Annotated in this window: 15 protein-coding genes; 5 read left to right on the top strand and 10 right to left on the bottom strand. The window is 61.1% G+C overall.

What is annotated here, in order from left to right:
* Positions 1–129: 129 nt before the first annotated feature.
* The 5 genes from AC1D2N_RS14465 to AC1D2N_RS14445 all read right to left on the bottom strand — a co-directional run bounded on the left by AC1D2N_RS14465 (position 130) and on the right by AC1D2N_RS14445 (position 6,647).
* On the bottom strand, positions 130–2,016 hold the full coding sequence (locus AC1D2N_RS14465; RefSeq protein ID WP_130653316.1) for an MFS transporter: 1,887 nt from the start codon (positions 2,014–2,016) through the stop codon (positions 130–132).
* Positions 2,017–2,254: 238 nt separating this feature from the next.
* Positions 2,255–3,517, bottom strand: a complete 1,263-nt coding sequence (locus AC1D2N_RS14460; RefSeq protein ID WP_130653317.1) for an ABC transporter permease — start codon at positions 3,515–3,517, stop codon at positions 2,255–2,257.
* Positions 3,514–4,206 (bottom strand): ABC transporter ATP-binding protein, encoded by a 693-nt coding sequence (locus AC1D2N_RS14455; protein ID WP_130653318.1) that lies wholly within the window; start codon positions 4,204–4,206, stop codon positions 3,514–3,516. The genes AC1D2N_RS14460 and AC1D2N_RS14455 overlap by 4 nt, the downstream gene beginning before the upstream one ends.
* A gap of 6 nt (positions 4,207–4,212) precedes the next feature.
* The gene (locus AC1D2N_RS14450; RefSeq protein ID WP_130653319.1) at positions 4,213–4,680 is read right to left on the bottom strand and encodes a hypothetical protein; all 468 of its coding nucleotides are present in this window, start codon (positions 4,678–4,680) and stop codon (positions 4,213–4,215) included.
* 212 nt (positions 4,681–4,892) lie between these two features.
* Positions 4,893–6,647: an alkaline phosphatase gene (locus AC1D2N_RS14445; protein WP_130653320.1), complete on the bottom strand. Its 1,755-nt coding sequence runs from the start codon at positions 6,645–6,647 to the stop codon at positions 4,893–4,895.
* Positions 6,648–6,734: 87 nt separating this feature from the next.
* Between AC1D2N_RS14445 and AC1D2N_RS14440 the strand changes: the two genes are divergently transcribed.
* The 3 genes from AC1D2N_RS14440 (at position 6,735) to AC1D2N_RS14430 (ending at position 9,189) form a co-directional block, all read left to right on the top strand.
* Positions 6,735–6,947 carry a hypothetical protein gene (locus tag AC1D2N_RS14440; protein WP_018244134.1) on the top strand — a complete coding sequence of 71 codons (213 nt, stop codon included), beginning with the start codon at positions 6,735–6,737 and terminating at the stop codon, positions 6,945–6,947.
* Between the two features lie 111 nt (positions 6,948–7,058).
* Positions 7,059–8,093 (top strand): aspartate-semialdehyde dehydrogenase, encoded by a 1,035-nt coding sequence (locus AC1D2N_RS14435; protein ID WP_012759513.1) that lies wholly within the window; start codon positions 7,059–7,061, stop codon positions 8,091–8,093.
* A 274-nt stretch (positions 8,094–8,367) separates the two neighbouring features.
* A complete protein-coding gene (locus AC1D2N_RS14430) occupies positions 8,368–9,189 on the top strand; it encodes a lytic murein transglycosylase (protein WP_026188561.1) in 822 nt (273 codons plus the stop codon).
* A 68-nt stretch (positions 9,190–9,257) separates the two neighbouring features.
* Here AC1D2N_RS14430 and AC1D2N_RS14425 read toward each other — a convergent pair whose 3' ends face one another.
* The 3 genes from AC1D2N_RS14425 to pdxY all read right to left on the bottom strand — a co-directional run bounded on the left by AC1D2N_RS14425 (position 9,258) and on the right by pdxY (position 12,562).
* Positions 9,258–10,877 (bottom strand): GGDEF domain-containing protein, encoded by a 1,620-nt coding sequence (locus AC1D2N_RS14425; RefSeq protein ID WP_130653321.1) that lies wholly within the window; start codon positions 10,875–10,877, stop codon positions 9,258–9,260.
* Between the two features lie 96 nt (positions 10,878–10,973).
* A complete protein-coding gene (locus tag AC1D2N_RS14420) occupies positions 10,974–11,615 on the bottom strand; it encodes a carbonic anhydrase (protein WP_018244137.1) in 642 nt (213 codons plus the stop codon).
* Between the two features lie 71 nt (positions 11,616–11,686).
* A complete protein-coding gene (gene pdxY / locus AC1D2N_RS14415; protein WP_026188562.1) occupies positions 11,687–12,562 on the bottom strand; it encodes a pyridoxal kinase PdxY in 876 nt (291 codons plus the stop codon).
* Between the two features lie 276 nt (positions 12,563–12,838).
* On the opposite strand from pdxY, the gene AC1D2N_RS14410 reads away from it, so the two are divergent.
* Both AC1D2N_RS14410 and AC1D2N_RS14405 read left to right on the top strand, forming a co-directional pair.
* Positions 12,839–17,614, top strand: coding sequence for an NAD-glutamate dehydrogenase (locus tag AC1D2N_RS14410; protein ID WP_130653322.1), 4,776 nt, complete (start codon positions 12,839–12,841; stop codon positions 17,612–17,614).
* A 27-nt stretch (positions 17,615–17,641) separates the two neighbouring features.
* Positions 17,642–19,030, top strand: a complete 1,389-nt coding sequence (locus tag AC1D2N_RS14405) for an MFS transporter (RefSeq protein ID WP_130653323.1) — start codon at positions 17,642–17,644, stop codon at positions 19,028–19,030.
* 138 nt (positions 19,031–19,168) lie between these two features.
* Here AC1D2N_RS14405 and purH read toward each other — a convergent pair whose 3' ends face one another.
* Together purH and AC1D2N_RS14395 are read right to left on the bottom strand one after the other, a co-directional pair.
* Positions 19,169–20,785 carry a bifunctional phosphoribosylaminoimidazolecarboxamide formyltransferase/IMP cyclohydrolase gene (purH, locus tag AC1D2N_RS14400; RefSeq protein ID WP_130653324.1) on the bottom strand — a complete coding sequence of 539 codons (1,617 nt, stop codon included), beginning with the start codon at positions 20,783–20,785 and terminating at the stop codon, positions 19,169–19,171.
* 205 nt (positions 20,786–20,990) lie between these two features.
* The gene (locus tag AC1D2N_RS14395; protein WP_130653325.1) at positions 20,991–22,664 is read right to left on the bottom strand and encodes a heparinase II/III family protein; all 1,674 of its coding nucleotides are present in this window, start codon (positions 22,662–22,664) and stop codon (positions 20,991–20,993) included.
* Positions 22,665–22,829: the final 165 nt, after the last annotated feature.

The raw sequence follows: 22,829 nt of genomic DNA, 5'->3' as shown, positions 1-22,829 counted from the left end.
CAGCAATTCAAAATGTTACAGCGTCCTTTGCGCGTCCGAAAAGACGTGCGGCGCTGTAATATGGAAAAGCCCGGCGCCTTGTGAGCGCCGGGCCTTTTTCTCAAGCGCGGATTGGCCTCAATCCGCCGCTCAATCCATGGCGTGGATATCCCTGTTCTTCGTTTCCGGCAGGAAGATCAGGCCGATCACCAGTGTGATCGACGCAAAGATGATCGGGTACCAGAGACCGTAATAGATATCACCCGCGGCAGCGCTCATCGCGAAGGCTGTCGCCGGCAGCAGGCCGCCGAACCAGCCGTTGCCGATGTGATAGGGCAGCGACATGCCGGTATAGCGGATGCGGGTCGGGAAAAGCTCGACCAGCAGAGCGGCGATCGGGCCGTAGACCATCGTCACATAGAGGACGAGGACGAACAGCACGGCGATCGTGCCGATCCAGTTAACCCGGGCCGGATCGGCAACCATGGCGAAAGTGCCGCCATTGGCGATGTTGTAGACCGCCATGTCGGTGACGCCATTGGCCTCATCCGCCGTCAGCAGCTTGGTCTCGACCAGCTTGGCCGCTGGTACGGTTTCCTTCTCGCCGGCGCGCACGGCATCGGCATTGAGGGACAGTTCCGGATTGGCTGCGATGAAGGCATCGAGCTTGACATCCGGCACCTTGACGACGCCGCGGTTCAGCGGGTAGCCGGCATCATGGAGCGCGATGTTGACGCCCTTTTCGAAGGCGGCGGTCATGCCTTTGGCCTTGTCGCCGGCAGCGACGACGTCAAAGCTTGGGATCGTCGCGTTGCCGACTTTCACCGTTGCCGGCTGTCCGGCGGTACCGGGCACGACGTCGTAAGGCACCGAATTCCTCGTCAGGAACGCCGTTGCCACGTCGCAGGAACTGGTGAACTTCGCGGTACCGGTCGGGTTGAACTGGAACCTGCAATCGGCCGGATCAGCCGTCACCGTTGCCCGGATCGAAGCCTGCGCTTCGGCCAGCGCCGGGTTCGCCGTCCAGGTCATCGCCTTGAACAGCGGATTATAGGTCACCGCCGCAATGAGAAGGCCTGCCATGATGATCGGCTTGCGGCCGATCTTGTCGGAGAGACCGCCAAAGATGACGAAGAACGGCGTGCCGAGGAGAAGTGCGATGGCGACCATGACGTTGGCCGAGAACAAGTCCACCTTCAGCACGTTCTGCAGGAAGAACAGTGCATAGAACTGGCCGCCGTACCAGACGACCGCCTGGCCCATGGTAGCGCCGAGAAGCGCGATGATCGCGATCTTGGCATTTTTCCATGTCCCGAAGGCCTCGGTCAGCGGCGCCTTGGAGCCTTTGCCTTCCGCCTTCATGCGCTGGAACGCCGGCGATTCGTTCATCTTCAGGCGGATCCAGACGGAAATGCCGAGCAGGACAACCGAGACCAAGAACGGAATGCGCCAGCCCCAGGCGGCGAACTGGGCCGCACCCATCAGATATTGAACAAAGACGATGACGATCAGCGACAGGAACAGGCCGAGTGTCGCTGTCGTCTGGATCCATGAGGTGAAGTAGCCGCGGCGCCCGTTCGGCGCATGTTCGGCGACGTAAGTTGCCGCACCGCCATATTCACCGCCCAGCGCCAGACCCTGGAGCAGGCGCAGCCCGATCAGGATGATCGGGGCTGCGATGCCGATGGTGGCGGCACCCGGCAGGACGCCGACGAGGAAGGTCGACAGACCCATGATCATGATCGTCATCAGGAAGGTGTATTTACGGCCGACGAGATCGCCGAGACGGCCGAACACCAGCGCGCCGAAGGGGCGCACCAGAAAGCCGGCGGCAAAGGCGAGCAGCGTGAAGATGTTGCGCGTTGCCTCGGGATATTGGGTGAAATAGGTCGCGCCGATATAGGTGGCGAGCGAGCCATAGAGATAGAAATCGTACCATTCGAAAACGGTGCCGAGCGAAGAGGCGAAGATGACCTTCTTCTCCTCGCCGGTCATCGGACCGGCCTTCGCGCCGTCGATGCTTGCGACATTTGCCATTGTCTGTCCTCCACAGAGTGATGATCACGCGCGCGACCTACTCTCCTCAAAGCATACCCCTGGCCGCGACACGCCTGACGAGAGTGTGCCAGAAACGACAGATCAAAAAGAGAGATGCTTTGGGATTATGACTTTAGTCTAAGATTGGCGCGGTTCTCACGCACATCAGGCCGTCCGTGACGATTGAGCTGCCGGAGGTTTGAAAGCAGGTTTCACTGCGGTTTGCGACGTGGGTCCGTTATACTCTCAGCGCCTGCGCCGGCGATTGCCGATAAGCGAGCACTGCCGGCAGTGCAGCGAGAATTGCGGCAAAGGCAAGCAGCACTGCTGCAAGCCCGACGTCTTCACGCGTGAAGACGACCGGCATGGCGACCCCGCTCGTTTGCGAGAACATACCGGACAAGATGAGAGCCGCGACATAACCGAGCGCGAATCCGAGTGCGATGCCTACCGCCACCAGGAAGAAGAATTCCAGCCAGACGATGCCGAAAATCGCGCCGCGCGGGGCGCCGAAGGCCCTCAGTGCGCCGATCTGACGGCGGCGCTGGCCGATATGGATGACCGTGACCAGCACCAGCGAGGCTGCGACGAGAGCTTGCGCGCCGGAGGCGACCGCGACGAGGATCTGCTTGGCATCGCCGAGCGTGGCGTAAAGATTGGTCAGCACCTCGCCGGGAAAGACAGCGACGGTATTGCCGCTGCGATATTCCTGCCGCAGCTTGTAGGCATCGGCGATCGTCTTCGGCTTGACGAGAATGGCGGGAAGGCCGGGAGCGCCCGCAGTCAAGGTCTCATCAAGCGCGGCATCCGGATCGGCTTTCCCGTGATGCCCATGCCCATCGTGATCAGCGCCGGCCTTCTCATGTTCGTGCCCACTGTCCTCCTCATGTTCCTCCGCCTCCATGCCATGAATGTGCCAGACGGCTTGGATGGGAACGAGAATGGCTCGGTCCCAGGCGGTGCCGGTCGGCCGCAAGCGGCCGGCGATGTGATAGACGAGCTCGGTATGAGTCTCGCCGCCCTCTTCCAGCGACCCATGCATCGGCTTGATCTCGCCGCCGAGCGACAGCTTGACGGCAGCGCCGATCACCGCCTCGCCCTCGCGCGCGAAAATCTTGCCTTCGGCTAAGCCGCCGGACAGGTTCTGCGTCAGCGTGGTCGTTGTGCCGATGATCGGATAGCCGGAGAAGGAATCGCCGAAGCCGATCGGGGCCGCCCAATCGACCCGCAGATCTGCGGCAAGCTTGCCCAGCACTTCGCCCGGCATCAGCGGCAAGGGCGAGGGCTGCAGGAAGACAGAGGACAGCACGAGCTGCGTCTCGCTGCCGCCGGCGCCGATGACAAGATCGAACTTGTCAGCGGCGCGCGCGCTGCCGAGACGAAGCGCCCGCTCCTGTAGGACGACGCAAACGCCGAGCGCGGTCGCAAGCGCCACCAGCAGCACGACCACCAGCGACCCCGCCCAGAGGCGACGAAGATCGGAAAGGATGAAGCGGATCATGCAGCCTCTCCCGCCGCTGCTGCGGAATCTTCGCTGATCAGGCCGGAGCCGAAGGTGATGCGCCGGTCGAGGCGGCCCGCCAAGCGCTGGTCGTGTGAAACGACAATCAGCGTGCTGCCTTCGGCAATGGCAAGATCGAGGAGGAGATCGCCGACCGCCTCGCCGCTTTCGGCATCGAGGCTTGCGGTCGGCTCGTCGGCGATGATGACGCCGGGCTTGCGCAGCAGCGCCCGACCGATCGCCACACGCTGCATCTCGCCGCGCGACATGGTCTCGATCTTCTGGCCGGGGCGGGAAAGACCGACCGTGCCCAAAAGCGCATGCCCCCGCTCGATGACATCGACTGTGGCAGCGCCGGCAAGCCGCGCCGGCAGGAGTACGTTCTCCAGCGCCGACAGGCCGGGGAAGAGATGGAACTCCTGCATGACCAGGCCGATATTGGCGGCACGGAACCGGTCGCGCCGGCTTTCTGAAAAACTCGCGATATCCTCACCGTTCCAGCAGATACGGCCTTGCCGTGTGCGCTCCAGCCCGGCAACGATATTGACGAAGGTGCTCTTGCCGGAGCCGGACGCCCCGGTGATGGCGACCCTGCTGCCTGCATCGATCGACAGGCGGCCGATCGCCAGTGCCGGCGAGGACAGGCCCGGGAAGGCAACGGTCAGGTTTTCGATATCGAGAGAGAGCATATCGGTTCAGACGGCGGAATATTCGGCCTGGCGGATCCGCAGCAGGCTGACGAAGCCGGTGTCCGGATCCATCCACGAACCGTATTCCAGCGTGCCGCGCACTTCGATCGTCTGGCGCGGCTGCACGAAGGTCTGCTTCTTCAAGAGATAGACGACGACGATATTGTCCGGCCAGTCCGTATCCGAGGAGCAGAAGGGGCAGAGCGACATCGGCACCTCGGTGAGCACAAAGAACTGGGCCTCAGCCTTCAATGGCGGCGCCATGAAACCTTTCATGCTGACGTCTTTGCCGGCAAGGCGCTTCACCTTGTCGGAAAATTCGAGGCCGAGCACGCCGAACTTGCCGTAGAGCTCATCGAAGCTGATCAAGGGATCAGCAGCAAAACTCGGGCGAGCAACAGCGGCGAAGGCCAGCGTACCGATGGCGCCGATCAGGCCGCGGCGGCTGAGATGCAGCGAAGGTAGCTTTTCCATGGCGATCTCCAAGAATGAAATCCCGGCCGCTGGACGGCCGGGACCATGATCGGTGAAAGAGGCAGGGCCGGCAAGCGGCCTAGCCGGATGGACCAGAGCATGATGCCGAAAAGTGTGCGCGGTTTTCGGACGACATCATGCTCCATTTCTTTGATTTAGATGCGGATTCAGATTTTAGGCCGATCCGGCCTAAAATCATCCGCATCTAAAGATCAGTTCGTCTGCTTGGCGCCGAGAGCGAAGGTGTCGGCGAGCACGCGATAGACGTCGCTCTGTTCCATGTAACCATGGAAGCCTTCAGCGCCAGGACCTGCCGACTGCAGGACGACGTCGTCGACGGCGTGGACGCCACTATCGCCGCTCTTCGGAATATTGCCCTGAACGAAGACCGCGCCGGGAACATCCTTATACTGCTCGTTGGCGACATATTCCTTCTTTTCATTCTGGACGGCAGGAACGAACGGACCATCGAGCTTCGGACGGAAGGTCTCGTAGTGATCGGGGCCGTTATTGGCGCTCAGGAACAGCCGGCGGCTGACGTCGATTTTATCGGGATAGCCATCGCCGTTTTCATCCTTGTAGTTCGGGAAGCCAGCCTCGGCATAGGTCCCGACCTTTTCGCGCATTTCCGTGCCGGGCTTCTCATCATCGACAGTGCCGATGATGGATACGCCGTGCGTGTGGTCGCCGGTGACGACGATCAGCGTGTCCGGATGGGCCTTCTGGAATTCGCGGGCAACGCCGATGGCCTGGTCGAATTCGATGGTTTCGATGACGGCACGATCCCAATCGAGCGGATGGGACATCTTGTCGATCGAGGAACCTTCGACCATCAGGAAGAAACCATCAGGATTCTTGGAAAGGCGGTCGAGCGCAACCTTGGTCATGGCGACGAGACCCGGCTGGTTCGGGAACTTGTCGACGGTACCCTTCTTCAGGAACTCGCGATCAAGCGTGACGTCCATATTGCCGGTGTGGAAGAGGCCGAGGAGATTGCCTTCAGCCGATGCGTTGGCTGCGAGCTCGTTCTTGTCGGTCGCAAGCTTGTAGCCGGCATCCTGGAACTGCTTGATGTAGTCCTGGTTGTCCTTACGCTTGGAGCCGGGGACTTCCTTGCCGAGGAAATAGGCCGAGCCACCGCCAAGGAGAACTTCCGGCTTGACGTCGAGCAGCATGCCGACGACGTCGGCCTTGTCGTTGCGGTTGCGGGTGTGGGAAACAACCGCCGCCGGCGTGGCGTCTTCAACCTCGGCCGTTGCAACGATGCCGATCGACTTCTTGGTCAGGCGGCGAACGGCTTCTGCGAAGGTTTCAACACGCGGGTCATCGAGGGAGGCCGGCGTACGGTCCGCGTAAACGCCGATCGCGTTGACGGCCGTCTTGTGACCCGTCATGTAGGCCGACATGGTGTTGGCCGAGTCCGTATCGACGGCATTCGTCGCCGACGTGCCGATAAAAGCCATACGCTCTAGATCGTCCATATTCAGGCGGCCATTCGCCTTCCCTTCAGTCATACCCTTGGACATGATGCGGGCAGCGGTGCGATGCGCAACGGAAAGCCCGTCACCCAGCAGGAAGATGATGTTCTTGGCCTTCGGCTGGGCTGCTGTTTCGTAAACGTTCCAAGTGACGGACTTCGTTTCGTCTCCGGCCGCGACTTCGATCCTGTAGTCGCCCGGAGCGGAAATCTTCAGGCCGCGCAACAGGATAGCAGATCCGAGGGCCTTGTCATCCTTGCCTTTTTCCAGTTCGACGAACTGCGCCTCGCCCCCGAGGACGGTCTTGTAGTCCTGGCCATTGACCGTGATCTTCACGTCTTCAGGCTTGACCTGCTTGTTGAGTTCGACCTTGAAATCAAACGGTGAACCGGCAAGAATCGTCGCACGATCAAGCGGATAGACCGTCGTCGCCTGAGCGGCGCCCGCAAGGATGGTGGTGGCCGCAAAGGCGGCAAGAAGCGTACGCATGGAAAACCCCCGTTTTCGTTGCAGACATTAACAACCGGGCCGGGATACCTCCCGAGGATGACAGCGGCATGACAAAACGTCGCAGCATTGCGGCGGCAGCTTTCGCCTGCGGGCTCTAAGCGCAAAAACCTTGACTCCTGTGGAAAACCTTCTAAGAGCAACATCGGAAAAGGAATCTCCATGGTTCGCGACGAACACGCCATTGCCGAATGCAATGACCGGGCACGGGTTGCCGGGGTGGACATTGCCGTTCCGGTTTCTGCCAAAACCAAGGCCAAAACGACGACGAAAACCGTCTGACGTCTCTGGCCTGCCGCTCTCTCCCCGGCTCGGCTGGGGACAGGAAGACGCGATTAATCGCGCCTTTCCCCTCACCGGACAAGAGGAGAGAAGAGAAAGAGAGCTTGAGAAATGGGTTTCAAAGTAGCAGTTGCGGGAGCGACCGGAAATGTCGGCCGGGAGATGCTCAACATCCTCTCCGAGCGAGGCTTCCCCGCCGATGAGGTCGTGGCACTCGCCTCCTCGCGTTCGCAGGGCACCGAGGTTTCCTACGGTGACCGGACGCTGAAGGTCTCCAATCTGGAGAATTACGATTTCTCCGATACCGACATCTGCCTGATGTCGGCCGGCGGCGAGGTCTCCAAGAAATTCTCGCCGAAGATCGGCCAGCAGGGCTGCATCGTCATCGACAATTCCTCGGCTTGGCGCTACGACGCCGACGTGCCGCTGATCGTGCCGGAAGTGAACCCGGATGCCATCAGCCAGTTCACCAAGCGCAACATCATCGCCAATCCGAATTGCTCGACCGCCCAGCTGGTGGTGGCGCTGAAGCCGTTGCACGACTTCGCCAAGATCAAGCGTGTCGTCATCTCGACCTACCAGTCGGTCTCCGGCGCCGGCAAGGACGGCATGGACGAGCTGTTCAACCAGACGCGCGCCGTCTTCGTGGCCGATCCGATCGAGAACAAGAAGTTCACCAAGCGTATCGCCTTTAACGTCATCCCGCACATCGACGTCTTCATGGAGGACGGCTACACCAAGGAAGAATGGAAGGTGCTGGCCGAGACGAAGAAGATGCTCGACCCGAAGATCAAGGTCACCTGCACGGCGGTGCGTGTGCCGGTTTTCATCGGTCATTCGGAATCGGTCAACATCGAATTCGAAAACGAGATCACTGCCGACCAGGCCCGCGACATCCTGCGCGATGCACCAGGCTGCCTCGTCATCGACAAGCGCGAGGATGGCGGCTACATCACGCCATATGAATCCGCGGGCGAGGATGCGACTTACATCTCGCGCATCCGCGAGGATGCAACGGTCGAAAACGGCCTCAACATCTGGGTAGTCTCCGACAACCTGCGCAAGGGTGCTGCGTTGAACGCCATTCAGATCGCCGAGCTGCTCGTCAATCGCGGCCTTGTCAAGCCGCGCAAGCAGGCCGCCTGATACCATTTGTAAACCATAATATGCTAAAGCCCTGCTGATGAAGGCAGGGCTTTTTGCCGAGCCGTAGGCGCCCTCTATCCATAAGCGCTTACTAAAAGGTGATCGTGACAAAATCGCCTTCGGCTGGCATTCTGCCCGGCGTCAAGCCAAGCTATGCCGCCCGAGACCGTGTAGCGGTTTTGGGACAACGACATGAACAGAACGAAGATTTAAAGCGCGTCGCATGGTCCCGATCGGCCGCGGCGCGCTTCAGCAGACCGGAGCGGGGTTCCTCATGCGCATGACAACATTCCTTCTGGCGGCGTTTACGGCAGCCGGCGTTCTCCACGCGCTGCCGGCAGCGGCCCAGAGCGCCCAATGCGGCAATAATAGCAGCGGTTTCACTGCCTGGGTCGCCGATTTCAAGCAGGAAGCGGCGGCAAACGGCGTCAGCCGCTCGGTCCTCGACCGCGCCTTCGCCAACGTCAATTACAACAAGCCGACGATCGCCGCCGACCGCGGCCAGAAGAGCTTCAAGCTCTCCTTCGACGCTTTCATGCAGAAACGCGGCGGCGCCACGGTCATCTCCCGCGGCCGCAGCATGAAGGCGGCCAACCAGGCGCTTTTTGCCTCGATAGAGCGTCGTTTCGGCGTTCCGGCCGGCCCGCTGATTGCGATCTGGGGCATGGAGACCGGTTTTGGCAGCTATATGGGCAACCAGCATACGCTGTCGGCTGTTTCGACCCTGGCCTATGACTGCCGCCGTTCGGAATATTTCACCGACCAGCTCTATGCCGCGCTCCAACTCGTCTCCGAGGGGTATCTGAGCCCTCAGGCCAAGGGTGCCGCCCATGGTGAAATCGGCCAGACGCAGTTTCTGCCGCGCAATGTCGTGCGCTTCGGCGCCGACGGCGATGGCGACGGCCGCGTCGACATGGTTGGTTCCCGCGCCGACGCGCTGGCCTCGACAGCGAATTTCCTCAAGGGCCATGGCTGGCGCGCCGGCGCCGGCTATCAACCTGGAGAGCCCAATTTCGTCGCCATCCAGGGCTGGAACGCCGCCAGCGTCTACCAGCAGGCGATCGCCTATATCGGCCAGGAGATCGACGGCAGGTAGGCCTTCTCGGTAGATAAGCCTTCATCGACACCCATACCCGAAAACGCCGCTGCGACATGCGGCGTTTTTCATTTGCGGAAATCAAAGCCGCCGCCCGACGCCGCCTTGCGTCGCTCCTCCTGGGCCGGGGCCGGCAGGGTCGGTCCCGAGACGACGCAGTTGCGGCCGGAGGCCTTGGCGGCATAAAGCGCCAGATCGGCACGTTTGACCAGATCCTCGAAGTTCCGGTTGGAGGCTTCATTTGGCCGTCCGGCGCACCCGAAACTCGCCGTCACCTTGAGAACATCGCCGCTCGGCAACGGGATTTCCGCCGCCTCGATTGCCAGCCGCACGCGCTCGGCGACGATTGCGGCATCGTCAGGCGTCGAATCCGGCAGAAGCGCCAGGAACTCCTCGCCGCCATGGCGCACCAAGAGATCGAAGGAACGAAAATTCTCACGTGCAACGCCCGCGACCTGCCGGAGCACGGCATCGCCGGCGTCATGCCCGTTGATATCGTTGATTTTTTTGAAATGATCGAGGTCGAAGAGCACAACGGAAATCCAGCGTGATCCATGCTCGGCCTGTGTGAGAAGCGCAGATGCAGCGACCTCGAAGCCGCGCCTGTTGTAAAGAAGGGTCAGAAGATCGGTCTGGGCGGCGCTACGCAACTCGCCCACCAGCGCCTCCCTATCCTGCGTCAGCCGGTCGATCAGCCGCAGCCCCTTTGCCGCCAGCACCATCACCAATGTGGCGAGAATCAGCAGGCCGGCACACAGCGCCAGGATCCGCGTCAGGTGAATGTGCGAGCGCATGGAAAGATTTTCGCCGGTCTCGTGAATATCTTTTGCGGCCTCGATCATCTTCTGCTGCAGGAAGGTCATGCGTTCGCTCTGCGCAGCGGCCCAGACGTCATGCACGGCGCCTGTCGGCCGCGATCCGGCGAGAATGGCATCGGTGATCGCATTCGCCTTCACCTGGTTGCTGCGGCCGAGATAGGCAACGATGTCGCGCACGATCGGCGCGGAGGAATGGAAGACCATATGATCCATGCCCTCGCCGAGCATGACCTTGCCCTGCACGAAGAGCTCTACCGGCAATCTGGCGGAAACACCGTGATCGAGGTAGCGGGTGCCAACGCCGGTAATTAGCCTTTCGCCGTAATAGGTCAGCAGGATGCCCATCAGCTGGTTGGATTTCTCAAGCAGCACCGGATCGCTGATCAGCGGTGAGAGCGCATCGACGACAGCAAGCTGCTTGAGAGCCGCATACCAGTAGATGGAACCGGGATCGCTGCCGGTATAACGCCCCTGGTCGACGGCGCTGCGCGCAGCGATGATGCGGCTGTAGGCAAGGCTGAGAATCGATAATTCGCCGACGAGCCCCTCGTCGAGCGCATCGCGGGAGGGAAGGCTGGCATAAAAGGCGCGGCGTTCCCGATCGAGCGTCACCCGGCTTTGCAACATGTCGGCGGCAGTCCGGCTGTTGGGACGTGCGAGGTAGCGGCGGGTGGCGCCGATTTCACTCAGGATCTCGGTGGCGGCGATGGACCCGCCACGGGCAAGCACATCGGCGAACTGCCGGTCCTTTTCGAGGTTCCTGTATTGTGTGACCGAAGAACGTATGACGACGACGCCTTCGATGAGCATGAAGACGAAGGGCAGCATGATAGCGGCCAGGATAACCTTTTTGATGGTTTCGAACTTCATCGCCAATCGCCACGGTGATCAAAACCTCGGTCGTACCCGACCAATTGACGGCGAGCTTAACAACAATCCTTAAAAAAGTGATAAACTGGCATGTCCCTAGATTTCGGGACGAATGAAGTCGCGTGTCTCGGCGTCCATGACCCAGAGTTCACCGGTCGAAATGTCGAACCAGGCGCCGTGGAGATGAAGGTTTCCCGCTTCCTCGAGAGCCTTGATGTCGGGGAAGCTTCTGAGATTGTTGATTGAATTGCGGATGGATACACGCTCCAGCGCCGTCTGCCGCTCGGCGGCCGTCATCACGTCGTTGCTCTGGATCTGCTCGGCGGCAGGTTTGACCAGCGACATCCAACGGCCGATGAAGTCACCGGGCGATAATGGCTCGGCATTCGGATCGAGCGCAGCGCGGATGCCACCGCAGCGGCCGTGACCCATCACGACGATATCCGAGACCTTCAGCACCTGCACGGCAAATTCGAGTGCGGCCGACGTCGAATGAAAATGGCCATCCGGCTCGTAGGGCGGGACCATGTTGGCGACGTTGCGGATGACGAAGAGCTCGCCCGGGCCGGCATCGAAGATCAGCTCCGGTGCCGCGCGAGAATCCGAACAGGCAATGACAAGCGTATGGGGACTTTGACCGTTTTCGGCAAGCTGCCGATACCTGTCGCGGGCGTCGGAATAGCGCCCGTTCATGAAGTTGCGATAGCCGTCCAGAAGAGGGTTTGGAAAACGCTGCATGCTTCTGGATTAGCGCGCGCGGACGACAAGATCAACTGCTGCACCGCAAAATGAACATATTGGCAGATGCGTCACTTTTTCCGCCGCTGCGCCGGGTGCACGAGCCGGCGCATCTGCACCATGGCCATCGGCGTTGAAAGGCTGGAAGCATCGCTTGCCAGCATCAACTCGTTGCTGCCGCGCTTGACGGCCCGCGCAAGCACCTCGAAGACGCTGGCGGTGGCAAGCTGCAGCGCCTTTTCGTCCTCGAGCCCGGAAAGCAGGCGCGACAGGAAGACGGCGGCGAGCAGGTCGCCGAGACCATTGGGCGGGTTTTCGACGACACGGTGCTCGGCAAGAAGCGCGTGGCGACCGGAAAGATAAAGATTGCCGGTACCGCCCGCCATCATCGGCACGGCTGAAGTGACGAGCATGCGCGATGGTCCGAGCGCGAGCGCCGCCTCCATGATCGTACTGTTGTCTTCGAGGGCCGCCCCCGAAAGCCATGCAAGCTCGTACCGGTTCGGCGTCGCGAGCGAGGCAAGCGGAATGAGATGATCGCGAATAGCCTCTGCAGTTGCTTCCGGCACGTAAAGGCCGCCGAGATCGCCCATGACGGGATCGCAGACATAGAGCAGCTCGGGATTGTTTTGCCGGAGCGCACCGATCAGCCGAGCGACGGAGCGCGCCTGGGCGGCATTGCCGAAATAGCCCGAAAGCACCGCCTTGACTTCGCCGATCCAGGGCGCGCGGATCAGATCGTCGATCGCCGCGTCGAAATCCGTTTCCGCAAAAGTTAGCCGCGTCGAGCGGCCGTGGCCGGGATGCCAGGGCAGCACGATGGTCGGCATGGCCCAGACCGGATGACCGAGCGTCTCCAATGCAAAGACGGCTGCCCGGTTTCCGACCGAGCCACGCACCACATGGCTGGAAATGACGATGACTGCGCCCGCTGCATTTTCCGACATGATACCCAAGATCCGAATGATGACCGCGTTTGATGATCTTTTTGACGCCACGCTGTCAACCATTCTTCATGCGAGCGTGGAAATGTTCGCCGGGACGAAAAACCGGGAGACGGGACTTTCCCTTTCGTTTGGCGACGAAAGCGGAAAATCTCTTACAATTTCTCATTTCCAGCGCCAAAAAAGCATCAAAACAATCCTTCGGACCGCTCTTTTAGAGATTTTTTCGAAGAATCTTCTGCTAGCTTGCGAAAAATCAGACATTGAGGGAGGCGATCCATGGCTGCCAGAAACAATCCGAAACGGGAAAAGCAGATCGAAAGCGCGCGCAAGATCGCCAAGGCGACGGGTGAAGCGCATCTCGATCCGGAAATTCTCTTCGGCCGGGCAAGCAATGACGATCTCGAACTCTACACGCCTGAGATGCTGGCACTCTCCGCCGTGCATTCGGCAAAGGAGCTCGCCGCCTGGAACGGTAAGGTGCCTCGTGTCGGCATCGACACCATTGCCGATGTGACGCCTGATGGCATCGCGGTCTCGGTGCTTTCAGTCACCGACCAGAACATGCCTTTTCTTTTTGAATCGGTCATGGGCGAAGTGACAAGCACCTATCGCGACCTGTTCATGGCCGTGCATCCCATCCTGATCATGGAGAAGGGCAAGGCGCCGGCGCTTTATTCCGCCGATCACCCAAGCGATCCGGCCAACCGCGTCAGCCATATCCAGCTTCATATTGCGCCGCTCAATTCCGCCCAGGCCGCCGATCTCGTCAAACGCATCGAAAAAGTGCTCGAACAGGTCCGCCTGTCGGTTTCCGACTGGAAGCCGATGCTTTCCAAGATTGACGGAGTGATCGCAGAGCTTGCGGCCAATGGCGCCAGCCGGAAGAAGGCCGATCGCGACGAAGCCGTCGCTTTCCTGACCTGGCTGCGCGACGAGAATTTCACTTTCCTCGGCATGCGGGAATATGTCTATTCCGGCAAGGGGAGCAATGCCAAGGTCGAGCGCGACAAGGGTGCTGGCCTCGGCATCCTCTCCAATCCCGATGTATTGGTGCTGCGCACCGGCAAGGACGCCGTAACGACAACGCCTGAGATCCTTGCCTTCCTCGACGGCCCCGACTTCCTGATCGTCACCAAGGCGAATGTGAAATCGATCGTCCATCGCCGGGCCTATATGGATTATGTCGGCGTCAAGCGCTTCGACACTGACGGCAACGTCACCGGCGAACTGCGCATCGTCGGCCTCTTCACCTCGACGGCCTATACGTCGCTCGCCTCCGAAATCCCGCTGCTGCGTTCCAAGATCGAGAAGGTGAAGGAACATTTCGGCTTCGACCCGATGAGCCATTCCGGCCGCATGCTCGACAACACGCTGGAATCCTATCCGCGCGACGACCTTTTCCAGATCGACACGACGCTGCTTGCAAGTTTTGCCGAACAGATCAACGACTTGGCCGATCGGCCACGCGTGCGCGTCCTGCCACGAATCGATCATTTCGACCGCTTCGTCTCGGTGATCATCTACGTGCCGCGCGAGGAATATGACTCGATCGTACGCGAACGGATCGGCACCTATCTGAAGACTGTCTATGACGGCCGTGTCTCTGCCTATTACCCGGCTTTCCCGGAAGGGGGCGTGGCGCGCGTGCATTTCATCATCGGCCGCTCGGGCGGCAAGACGCCGCGCATCCCGCAGGCAAAGCTCGAGCAGGCGATCCGCGAGATCACGGCCCGCTGGGACGACCGTTTCGAGGCGCTGGCCGGGGCCAAAGCGCCGAAGATATCCGTCGACCAAGCCTTCCAGGATTCCTTCACCCCGGAGGAAACCGTGGCCGACCTCGCCGATATCGGCGCCTGCGCCGCCGGCGAGCCGCTTCGCATTCAGTTCTACCATCGCCAGGAGGCACAGGGCCGCACCCTTTCCTTGAAGATCTTTCACGCCGGCGGCCAGCTGGCGCTGTCGCGCCGAGTGCCGCTCCTCGAGAATCTCGGCTTCAATGTCGTCAGCGAACGCACCTTCGACATCGGGGTGCCTGCCGCTGATGGAGAAACCAAACTCGTCGTGCTGCACGACATGGAGCTCGAGGCCCGCAACGGCGGCGAAATCGACCTGCAGCGTTACGGCGCCGCCCTCGAGGAAGCCTTCGTCGCCGCCTTCGCCGGCACGATCGACAATGACAGCTTCAACCGGCTGATCCTTTCGGCCGGGCTCTCGGCGCGCGAGACGAACGTTCTGCGCGCCTATGCGCGTTATCTCCGGCAGGCCGGCATCGCCTATTCGCAGGATTATATCGCAACGACTCTCGACAAATATCCCGGTGTCGCCGCTGCTATCTTCCGTCTCTTCCATGACACGCTCGACACCAGGCTTTCGGAGAAGGCTCGCGTGAAGAAGCTTGCCGAATTGCATCAGGCGATCGAGACCGAGCTTGCAAACGTGCCAAGCCTTGACGACGACCGTATCCTGCGCCGCTACGTCAATATCGTCGATGCGACGCTGCGCACCAATTATTTCCAGAAGAACCCGGACGGCTCGCCGAAGCCGATGCTGGCCTTCAAGCTCGATCCGCATCTGGTGGACGGATTGCCGCAGCCAAAACCCTTCCGCGAGATGTTCGTCTATGGCGTCGAAGTCGAAGGCGTTCACCTGCGTTTCGGCAAGGTGGCGCGCGGCGGCCTTCGCTGGTCGGATCGCGCCGAGGATTACCGCACCGAAGTGCTCGGCCTCGTCAAGGCCCAGCAGGTCAAGAACGCGGTGATCGTGCCGGTGGGCGCCAAGGGTGGTTTCTATCCGAAGAAGCTTCCTGTCGGCGGCAGCCGCGACGAGATCTTCAATGCCGGCCGTGAAGCTTACAAGACCTACATCCGCACGCTGCTTTCAATCACCGATAATATATCGGGCGCCGATATCGTGCCGCCGAAGGATACGGTCAGGCTCGACGGTGATGACCCCTATTTCGTCGTCGCCGCCGACAAGGGCACTGCGACCTTCTCCGACACCGCCAATGCACTGGCACAGGAAGCCGGCTTCTGGCTGGACGACGCCTTTGCCTCCGGCGGCTCGGCCGGTTACGACCATAAAAAGATGGGCATCACTGCCCGCGGCGCCTGGGAAACCGTGAAACGCCATTTCCGAGAAATGGACATCGATATCCAGACGACGCCCTTTACCGTCGCGGGCGTCGGCGACATGTCGGGCGACGTCTTCGGCAACGGTATGCTGCTCTCTCCCAAAATCCGGCTCGTATCAGCCTTCGATCATCGCGACATCATCATCGACCCCGACCCCGATATGGAAAAGACGCTGGCCGAACGCCAGCGGCTCTTCGACCTGCCGCGTTCAAGCTGGCAGGATTTCGACAAGAGCGCGCTGTCGAAGGGTGCGATGATCATTTCCCGCGCCGCGAAATCGGTCACGCTGACGCCGGAAGCGGTTGCCGCGATCGGCATCGACAAGGCCGTAGCCACCCCCTTCGAGATCATGATGGCGATCCTGAAGAGCCCGGTCGACCTGCTCTGGTTCGGCGGCATCGGCACCTATGTGAAAGCGCCGTCCGAAACCGACACCGAAGTCGGCGACCGCGCCAACGACCCGATCCGCATCACCGCGGTGGAAGTGCGCGCCAAGGTGATCGGCGAAGGCGCAAACCTCGGCGTTACCCAGAAGGGCCGCATCGCCTACGGTCTGAAGGGCGGGCGCTGCAACTCCGACGCCATCGACAACTCGGCCGGCGTCAACACCTCGGACGTCGAGGTCAACATCAAGATCGCGTTGGCAGCCGCCATGCATGACGGGCGCCTGACGCGCGCAAAACGCGACCAGCTTCTTTCTTCGATGACCGGCGAAGTGGCAACCCTGGTGCTGCGCAACAACTACCTGCAGTCCCTGGCGATCTCACTGACGGAACGCAAGGGCACGGCAAACGGTCTGCAGCTTGGGCGCTTCATGACTGTGCTCGAGGGCGCCGGCCAGCTGAACCGCAAGGTCGAGACGCTGCCGGACGACCAGACCCTTGCCGAACGCTATACGGCCGGCAAGCCGCTGACGCGGCCGGAAATCGGCGTGCTGGTATCTTATGCCAAGATCGTGCTCTTCGACGCGCTGGCCGCAAGCGATCTGCCGGACGATCCCTATTTCATCGCGACGCTTTTGAATTATTTCCCTGTGAAGATGCAGAAGTCGAATGCCGGCGATATCACCAGTCACCGCCTGAAGCGCGAAATCGTCGCGACCGTGCTTGCCAACGAAGCGATCAACCGTGGCGGACCAAGCTTCACCGTCGCCATGATGGACGCGACGGCAGCTTCGGCACCGGAAGTGGTGCGCGCCGCAATCGTTGCCCGCGACGGTTTCGACCTGACCCGGCTCTGGGCCGAAACCGACGCTCTCGACGGCAAGGTTTCCGGCGATATGCAGAACCGGATCTACGAGGAGATCAGCCATAGCTTTACCGTTCTGACGCGGCTGCTCTTGAAGACCGGCATGACCAAGGCGGATATGGCAGAAGTGATTAGCCGGCTGCAGGCCGCTCTGAAGAAACTGAAGCCTGCCTTCGCCGAACAGTCGGCCGGCGATGCCGCCCCGCGCCAAGCGGAATATAGCCAGGCGGGCGTGCCCGAGAAACTCGCGGCCGAGATCGCCAACCTGCAGAGCTTCGCGCTGGTGCCTGAGATCATGCAGATTGCCGAACGCACCGGCGAGCCCCTAGTGCGCGCCGCCGAAAACTATTTCGCGGTGTCGCAGACCTTCCGTATCGGCAGACTGCTGGCGGCCGGCGGGCGGATCCTCACCTCAGACCATTACGAGAATTTGGCGCTTGCCCGCAGCATCGACCAGATCGCCAGCGCAAGGCGCGACATCGTCATCTCGGCCCTTTCCGATCACGGCAAGGAAAAGCTTCCCGTTCAAGCCTGGCACGCGCAGGATCGCATCCGCATTAACCGCATCCTCGAGGAGCTTTCAGGCCTCAGCGACGGCGGCGATCCCAATCTCGCGCGTATTACCGTTGCTGCAGGTATCCTGACCGATCTTGCGCGCGACCGGGCGAGGTGAGACAGTCCGCGTCAAAAGAAGGAGCGGATGTTGAATCGCATTGACTGGACAGGAACGCAACCGCCGAAGGCCACGGAGAAGGGCATCTGGGGGTGGATGTTCTTCGATTGGGCAGCACAACCCTTCTTCACCGTGGTCACAACCTTTATCTTCGGACCCTATTTCGTTTCCCGCCTGACCGATGACCCGGTTTCCGCGCAGACGACGTGGAGCAATATGGCGACGATCTCCTCGGTGATCATCGCCCTGCTCTCACCCGTCCTCGGCTCGATCGCCGACCAGTCCGGCGCACGCAAACCCTGGATCGGCTTCTTCGCGATCATCAAGATCGCCAGTCTCTTCTGCCTGTGGTTCGCAGCCCCCGGTTCGCCTGTTGTCTATCCCGTCATTTTCATGATCCTCGCCTCGATCTCGGCTGAGTTCTCGATCGTCTTCAATGATTCGATGATGCCGCGTCTGGTCGGAAAGCACGAGGTCGGCAAGCTCTCCAACACCGCCTGGGGGCTCGGTTACCTCGGCGGCATAATCGTGCTCATCGCCGTCGTGACGCTTTTGGCGGCGAGCCCCGAGACCGGCAAGACCATCCTCGGTCTCGATCCGCTATTCGGTCTTGATCCTGAGACCGGCCAGGATGCACGTATCACCGGGCCGATCTCGGCCGTCTGGTATCTGATCTTCATCCTGCCGATGTTCTTCTTCACGCCCGACGTCGGCAGGGGTCTTCCCTTCGGCACCGCCGTCCGCTCCGGCTTGCGGGAACTCAGAAACACGCTTGGCGAACTCAGAGAACGCCGCGGCATCCTGACATTCCTCATTGCCCGCATGATCTATCAAGACGGCGTCAACGGCCTGCTGATCCTTGGTGGTATCTTCGCGGCCGGCATGTTCGGCTGGGCGACGATCGAGATCGGTATCTACGGCATCATCCTGAATGTTGTCGCGATCTTCGGCTGCCTGATCGCCGGCCGCGTCGATAGGAGCGTCGGTTCGAAGGTGACTGTCGTCATCAGCCTCAGCATGCTGCTTCTCGCCACGATCGGCATCATCTCGACAGGACCGGGTTACACCCTGTTCGGACTGATGCCGCTGCCGACGGCCGATTCCGGCGGCCTTTTCGGTACTGCGGCGGAAAAGGCCTATATCCTCTATGGTCTGCTGATCGGGCTCGCCTTCGGGCCGGTGCAAGCCTCGTCGCGCTCCTATCTCGCCCGCAGCGTCAGTCCGGAGGAGGCCGGCCGCTACTTCGGCATCTATGCACTTTCGGGCCGCGCCACGAGTTTCATGGCGACGCTGCTCTTCTCGCTGATGACCTATATGAGCGGATCACCGCGGCTCGGGATGGCTACGCTGATCCTGTTTCTTGCCGGCGGACTGGTGCTCTTGTTTCGCACACCCTATCCGGCCGACCGGGAATAGCAATCAGCTCTGCCCTGGCCGGCGGCTACAGCGCCGCGCGTCTTTAAGACGCGCAAACGACGCTGTAGCACTTTGAGTTGCTGGATAATTTCATCCTTAAATCGATTCCGATTTAAGGAATTATGCAGTCGCAATCACTCAGTGCCGGAAATGGCGCATGCCGGTAAACACCATTGCGACGCCGTGTTCGTTGGCGGCATCGATGACTTCCTGGTCGCGCATCGAGCCGCCCGGCTGGATAACCGCCGTCGCCCCTGCGGCGATCATCGACAGAAGACCGTCGGCAAAAGGCAGGAAGGCCTCGGAGGCGACCGCCGAGCCATGTGTCATCGGCACTGCAAGGCCAAGCGCCTTGGCCGCCTCTTCGGCCTTCAGCGCGGCGATGCGGGCGGAATCGACCCGGCTCATCTGGCCGGCGCCGATACCGGCGGTCTGGCCGTCCTTGGCATAGACCACGGCATTCGACTTCACATGTTTGCCGACCTTGAAGGCGAACTTCATGTCATCAAGTTCCCGTGCCGTCGGCGCGCGCTTGGTGACGACCTTGAGTTCCAGATCCTCGACCATGCCGTTGTCGCGGCTCTGGATGAGCAGGCCGCCGGAAACGGTCTTCGCCGTCAGGCCCGCCGCACGCGGATCGGGCAGGCCACCAGCGGACAATAGCCGCAGGTTCGGCTTACGGGCGACGATCGCCTTTGCCTCCTCCGTGACATCGGGCGCGATGATCACTTCGGTGAAGAGCTTGACGATCTCCTCGGCCGTTTCGGCATCCAGCGTCCGGTTGAGCGCGATAATGCCGCCGAAGGCGGAAACGGAATCGCAGGCGAGCGCCCGCTGATAGGCCTCGACCAGGCTGGACCCGGTGGCGACGCCGCAGGGATTGGCGTGCTTGATGATCGCGCAGGCCGGCGCCTTCTCAGGCAGGAACTCGGCGACGAGTTCGTAGGCGGCATCCGTATCGTTGATGTTGTTGTAGGATAGCTGCTTGCCCTGGAGAAGAGCTGCTGTCGAAACACCCGGGCGCTTCTCGCCGGTCGCGTAGAAGGCGGCCTTCTGGTGCGGGTTTTCGCCGTAGCGCATCTCTTCCTTCAGCGCGCCGCCGATGACCCGGTGGCGGGGCGTGTCGATCGACAGCGCCTCAGCGAACCAGTTGGAGATCATTGCATCATAGGCGGCGGTGCGGGCATAGGCCTTGGCGGCCATACGTTGACGGAAGGCATAGGCGGTCTTGCCGCCATCTGCGGAAAGCTGCTCCAGCAGCTCGGCATAATCGGCCGGATCGGTCAAGGTCGTCACATAGGCATGGTTCTTGGCCGATGCGCGGATCATCGCCGGACCGCCGATGTCGATATTCTCGACCGTCGTCGGATAGTCGCCGCCGGCCGCGCGCACCTCCTCGAAGGGATAGAGGTTGATGACGGCGAGGTCGATGCCCTCGATGCCGTGTGTTTTCATCGCATCCTGGTGTTCGCCGTCGTCACGGATCGCCAGCAGGCCGCCATGCACCATTGGGTGCAACGTCTTGACGCGCCCGTCCATGATCTCTGGAAAACCGGTGATTTCGGAGACATCGGTGACGGCAAGACCGGCCGCAGCGATCGCTTTATAGGTGCCGCCGGTCGAAAGCAGGCGCACACCTCTGGCAGACAAGGCGTGGGCGAGTTCGACGATTCCGGTCTTGTCGAAGACGGAGATGAGCGCGGTCTTGATTTCGACCTTGTCGGGGGCGGGGATCTTCTTGGAAATGACGGCCATGAAACCTTCTCCGTTCGGGCTTCGGGAGGACATCCGCAAGGGATGTTCGCATGCTGGCGCCGCGTTAGCACAGGTTTGCCGCCGCGCAAACAGGCGTCAGAGCAGATGTCGAAAGCACGAGCCATTTTTGGATGGCATCATACCTTACTTCCTTGCCGTGAAGGCGATCTCAATCTTTGGCCACTCGGCCTAAAATCATCCGCCTCTAGCTTTTGCGAGATAGGAACCAGCGGATTTCCGTCTTTTCGGCAAGATCGAAGTCGATTTCGATCTGGTCCGAACCGCAGATGCCGGAGCTGTCGGCAAAGAAGATGTCCTCAGCGATCAGCACCTCATTGCCGGGCGCCGAAAACAGCCAGCTTTCGCCGTCCGGCGCCGTCAGCAGCACGGACTCCCGGTCACTCTGATGCAGGACGATCGAGGGATGGATATGAAAACGGGCGACAGCCTTCAGAGGTTCATCATGCTCATATCCTTCGCGGACGACGAGCCGGTCGCGGCCTGTCACGATCGAGCCTGCGGCATTGAGTGTCAGCTCACGCTCGTGCAGCACCCCGAACCCCCTGAGATAACCGTCATGGCTGAGCTTGATGCCGTCGCGTCCGTCCTCGGTTTCGGCGCGCTCGACAGTGATGGTTCTCACCGGTTCGGTGATGGCGTGACTAAGGAAGGGTGAGGGCGAAAAACGGCTGGACGACGTGTCGTTGAGGATGACGGTGGAATGCGCCGCCGTCGTGCGCGCCATCTGGACATAACGATGCCCGGCAAATTTCGGCGAACCGGAATTGACGATGAACCGATGACGGCCGGACGACATCTCGAAGGAGAGGCTGCCGGCATGCACGGTCCGAAGTGCGCCTCCCGAAGGCGGCGTGCCGGTATCGGCAATAATCACCGTCTTTCCCCCGGAAAGCCGCTGATAGCGCGACTGCGGCAAAGCCTTGAACGGCTGGCCGGCGGTCTCGTCATATCGCAGCACCGACATCAGCTCGTTTGCGAGCGTCGAGGTTGCCCCGTTGAACAGCGCCAGGTCCCCGTCCTGATGGCGAAAGAACCGCAATGCCGGATACATCCGGTCTATGCCGGAGATCAGCTTCTGCGGCAGGTCATGGCCGAGATTGACATAGGTCTGCCTGAGCGGCAGCAGATCGAGCAGCAATTCCAGCCCGACGCGCGGATTGCGCGAGACATGGCCGCCATCTGATAGAATCTGGCTATCGAATTCGCGGTCGAGTGCCTGCGCCGCCCTTCTGAGCGTGGAGGCGCGCGCCGGCATGGCGACGGAGGCCATGGCGAGCGCGATACGCAGCCGAAACAGCTCCAACCCGCCGAGGGTGAACGGCGCCATGCGGTGCAGGAACCTCACCTGGAACGCCAGCGACTTCATGAAGCGGCGATAGAAGCCGCGGTCGGCGTTCTGCAGCACCACCGGCGAATGCGACAGCCAGGCGATAACGCGTTGGGCGGTGACGTCGATCTCCCAGGCAATCCCCTCCATGCGACCGGCATGGATGGAAAGCCAGCTGTCGACGATCGCGCGGGCCGCAGCCGAACTACGCTCCGTCTTGTTCGCCCGCATATGCCGCAGCCAGCCGAAGCTGTGAAGACGCGTCGCGAAGGGGCGCGAGGGCAGGGTGAAGGTGAAGGGCGACTTTCCGTTCGTTTCCAGCATGCGCCCGGCCAGGAGAAACCGTCCGTTGAGGATTTCGTCGGCCACATGTGGATCGATGCTGCGGAGATCGGTCGGCGCGACGATCAGACGCTCGGGCACCTTGATCGAATGACGAAAGAGCTTCAGGCGCAGCAACGCGACGCGGCGCAAGGCGCGCCGCCAAGCCTCCCGAACATACATGCTCGCAAAACGCCGACCGGACTGCATATTCTATTGTCTATTGACCCTCGTGGTTAAGAATAGGTGAAAAGCGGCCGATTTCATCGTCCACAATGAATTAATTCGTGACAAGGTTCGAATATACGCAAATTAACGCGTTTCGCCTGAAATCGTGGGGACGGTTTTGGAAAAGGGCATGCGTGACCCGAGGCT

Source organism: Rhizobium sp. P1_B8 (assembly GCF_056406515.1).
The sequence above is the reverse complement of the archived record's forward strand: the minus strand, read 5'-3'. Positions and strand labels throughout refer to the sequence as shown.

Bases quoted from the DNA above. Each gene is read 5' to 3' on its own strand.
- AC1D2N_RS14430 (WP_026188561.1), top strand. From the start codon at position 8,368: ATGCGCATGACAACATTCCTTCTGGCGGCGTTTACGGCAGCCGGCGTT.
- AC1D2N_RS14460 (WP_130653317.1), bottom strand. From the start codon at position 3,517: ATGATCCGCTTCATCCTTTCCGATCTTCGTCGCCTCTGGGCGGGGTCG.
- AC1D2N_RS14420 (WP_018244137.1), bottom strand. From the start codon at position 11,615: ATGCAGCGTTTTCCAAACCCTCTTCTGGACGGCTATCGCAACTTCATG.
- AC1D2N_RS14395 (WP_130653325.1), bottom strand. From the start codon at position 22,664: ATGCAGTCCGGTCGGCGTTTTGCGAGCATGTATGTTCGGGAGGCTTGG.
- pdxY (WP_026188562.1), bottom strand. From the start codon at position 12,562: ATGTCGGAAAATGCAGCGGGCGCAGTCATCGTCATTTCCAGCCATGTG.
- AC1D2N_RS14445 (WP_130653320.1), bottom strand. From the start codon at position 6,647: ATGCGTACGCTTCTTGCCGCCTTTGCGGCCACCACCATCCTTGCGGGC.
- purH (WP_130653324.1), bottom strand. From the start codon at position 20,785: ATGGCCGTCATTTCCAAGAAGATCCCCGCCCCCGACAAGGTCGAAATC.
- AC1D2N_RS14450 (WP_130653319.1), bottom strand. From the start codon at position 4,680: ATGGAAAAGCTACCTTCGCTGCATCTCAGCCGCCGCGGCCTGATCGGC.
- AC1D2N_RS14455 (WP_130653318.1), bottom strand. From the start codon at position 4,206: ATGCTCTCTCTCGATATCGAAAACCTGACCGTTGCCTTCCCGGGCCTG.
- AC1D2N_RS14425 (WP_130653321.1), bottom strand. From the start codon at position 10,877: ATGAAGTTCGAAACCATCAAAAAGGTTATCCTGGCCGCTATCATGCTG.
- AC1D2N_RS14465 (WP_130653316.1), bottom strand. From the start codon at position 2,016: ATGGCAAATGTCGCAAGCATCGACGGCGCGAAGGCCGGTCCGATGACC.
- AC1D2N_RS14435 (WP_012759513.1), top strand. From the start codon at position 7,059: ATGGGTTTCAAAGTAGCAGTTGCGGGAGCGACCGGAAATGTCGGCCGG.
- AC1D2N_RS14410 (WP_130653322.1), top strand. From the start codon at position 12,839: ATGGCTGCCAGAAACAATCCGAAACGGGAAAAGCAGATCGAAAGCGCG.
- AC1D2N_RS14405 (WP_130653323.1), top strand. From the start codon at position 17,642: ATGTTGAATCGCATTGACTGGACAGGAACGCAACCGCCGAAGGCCACG.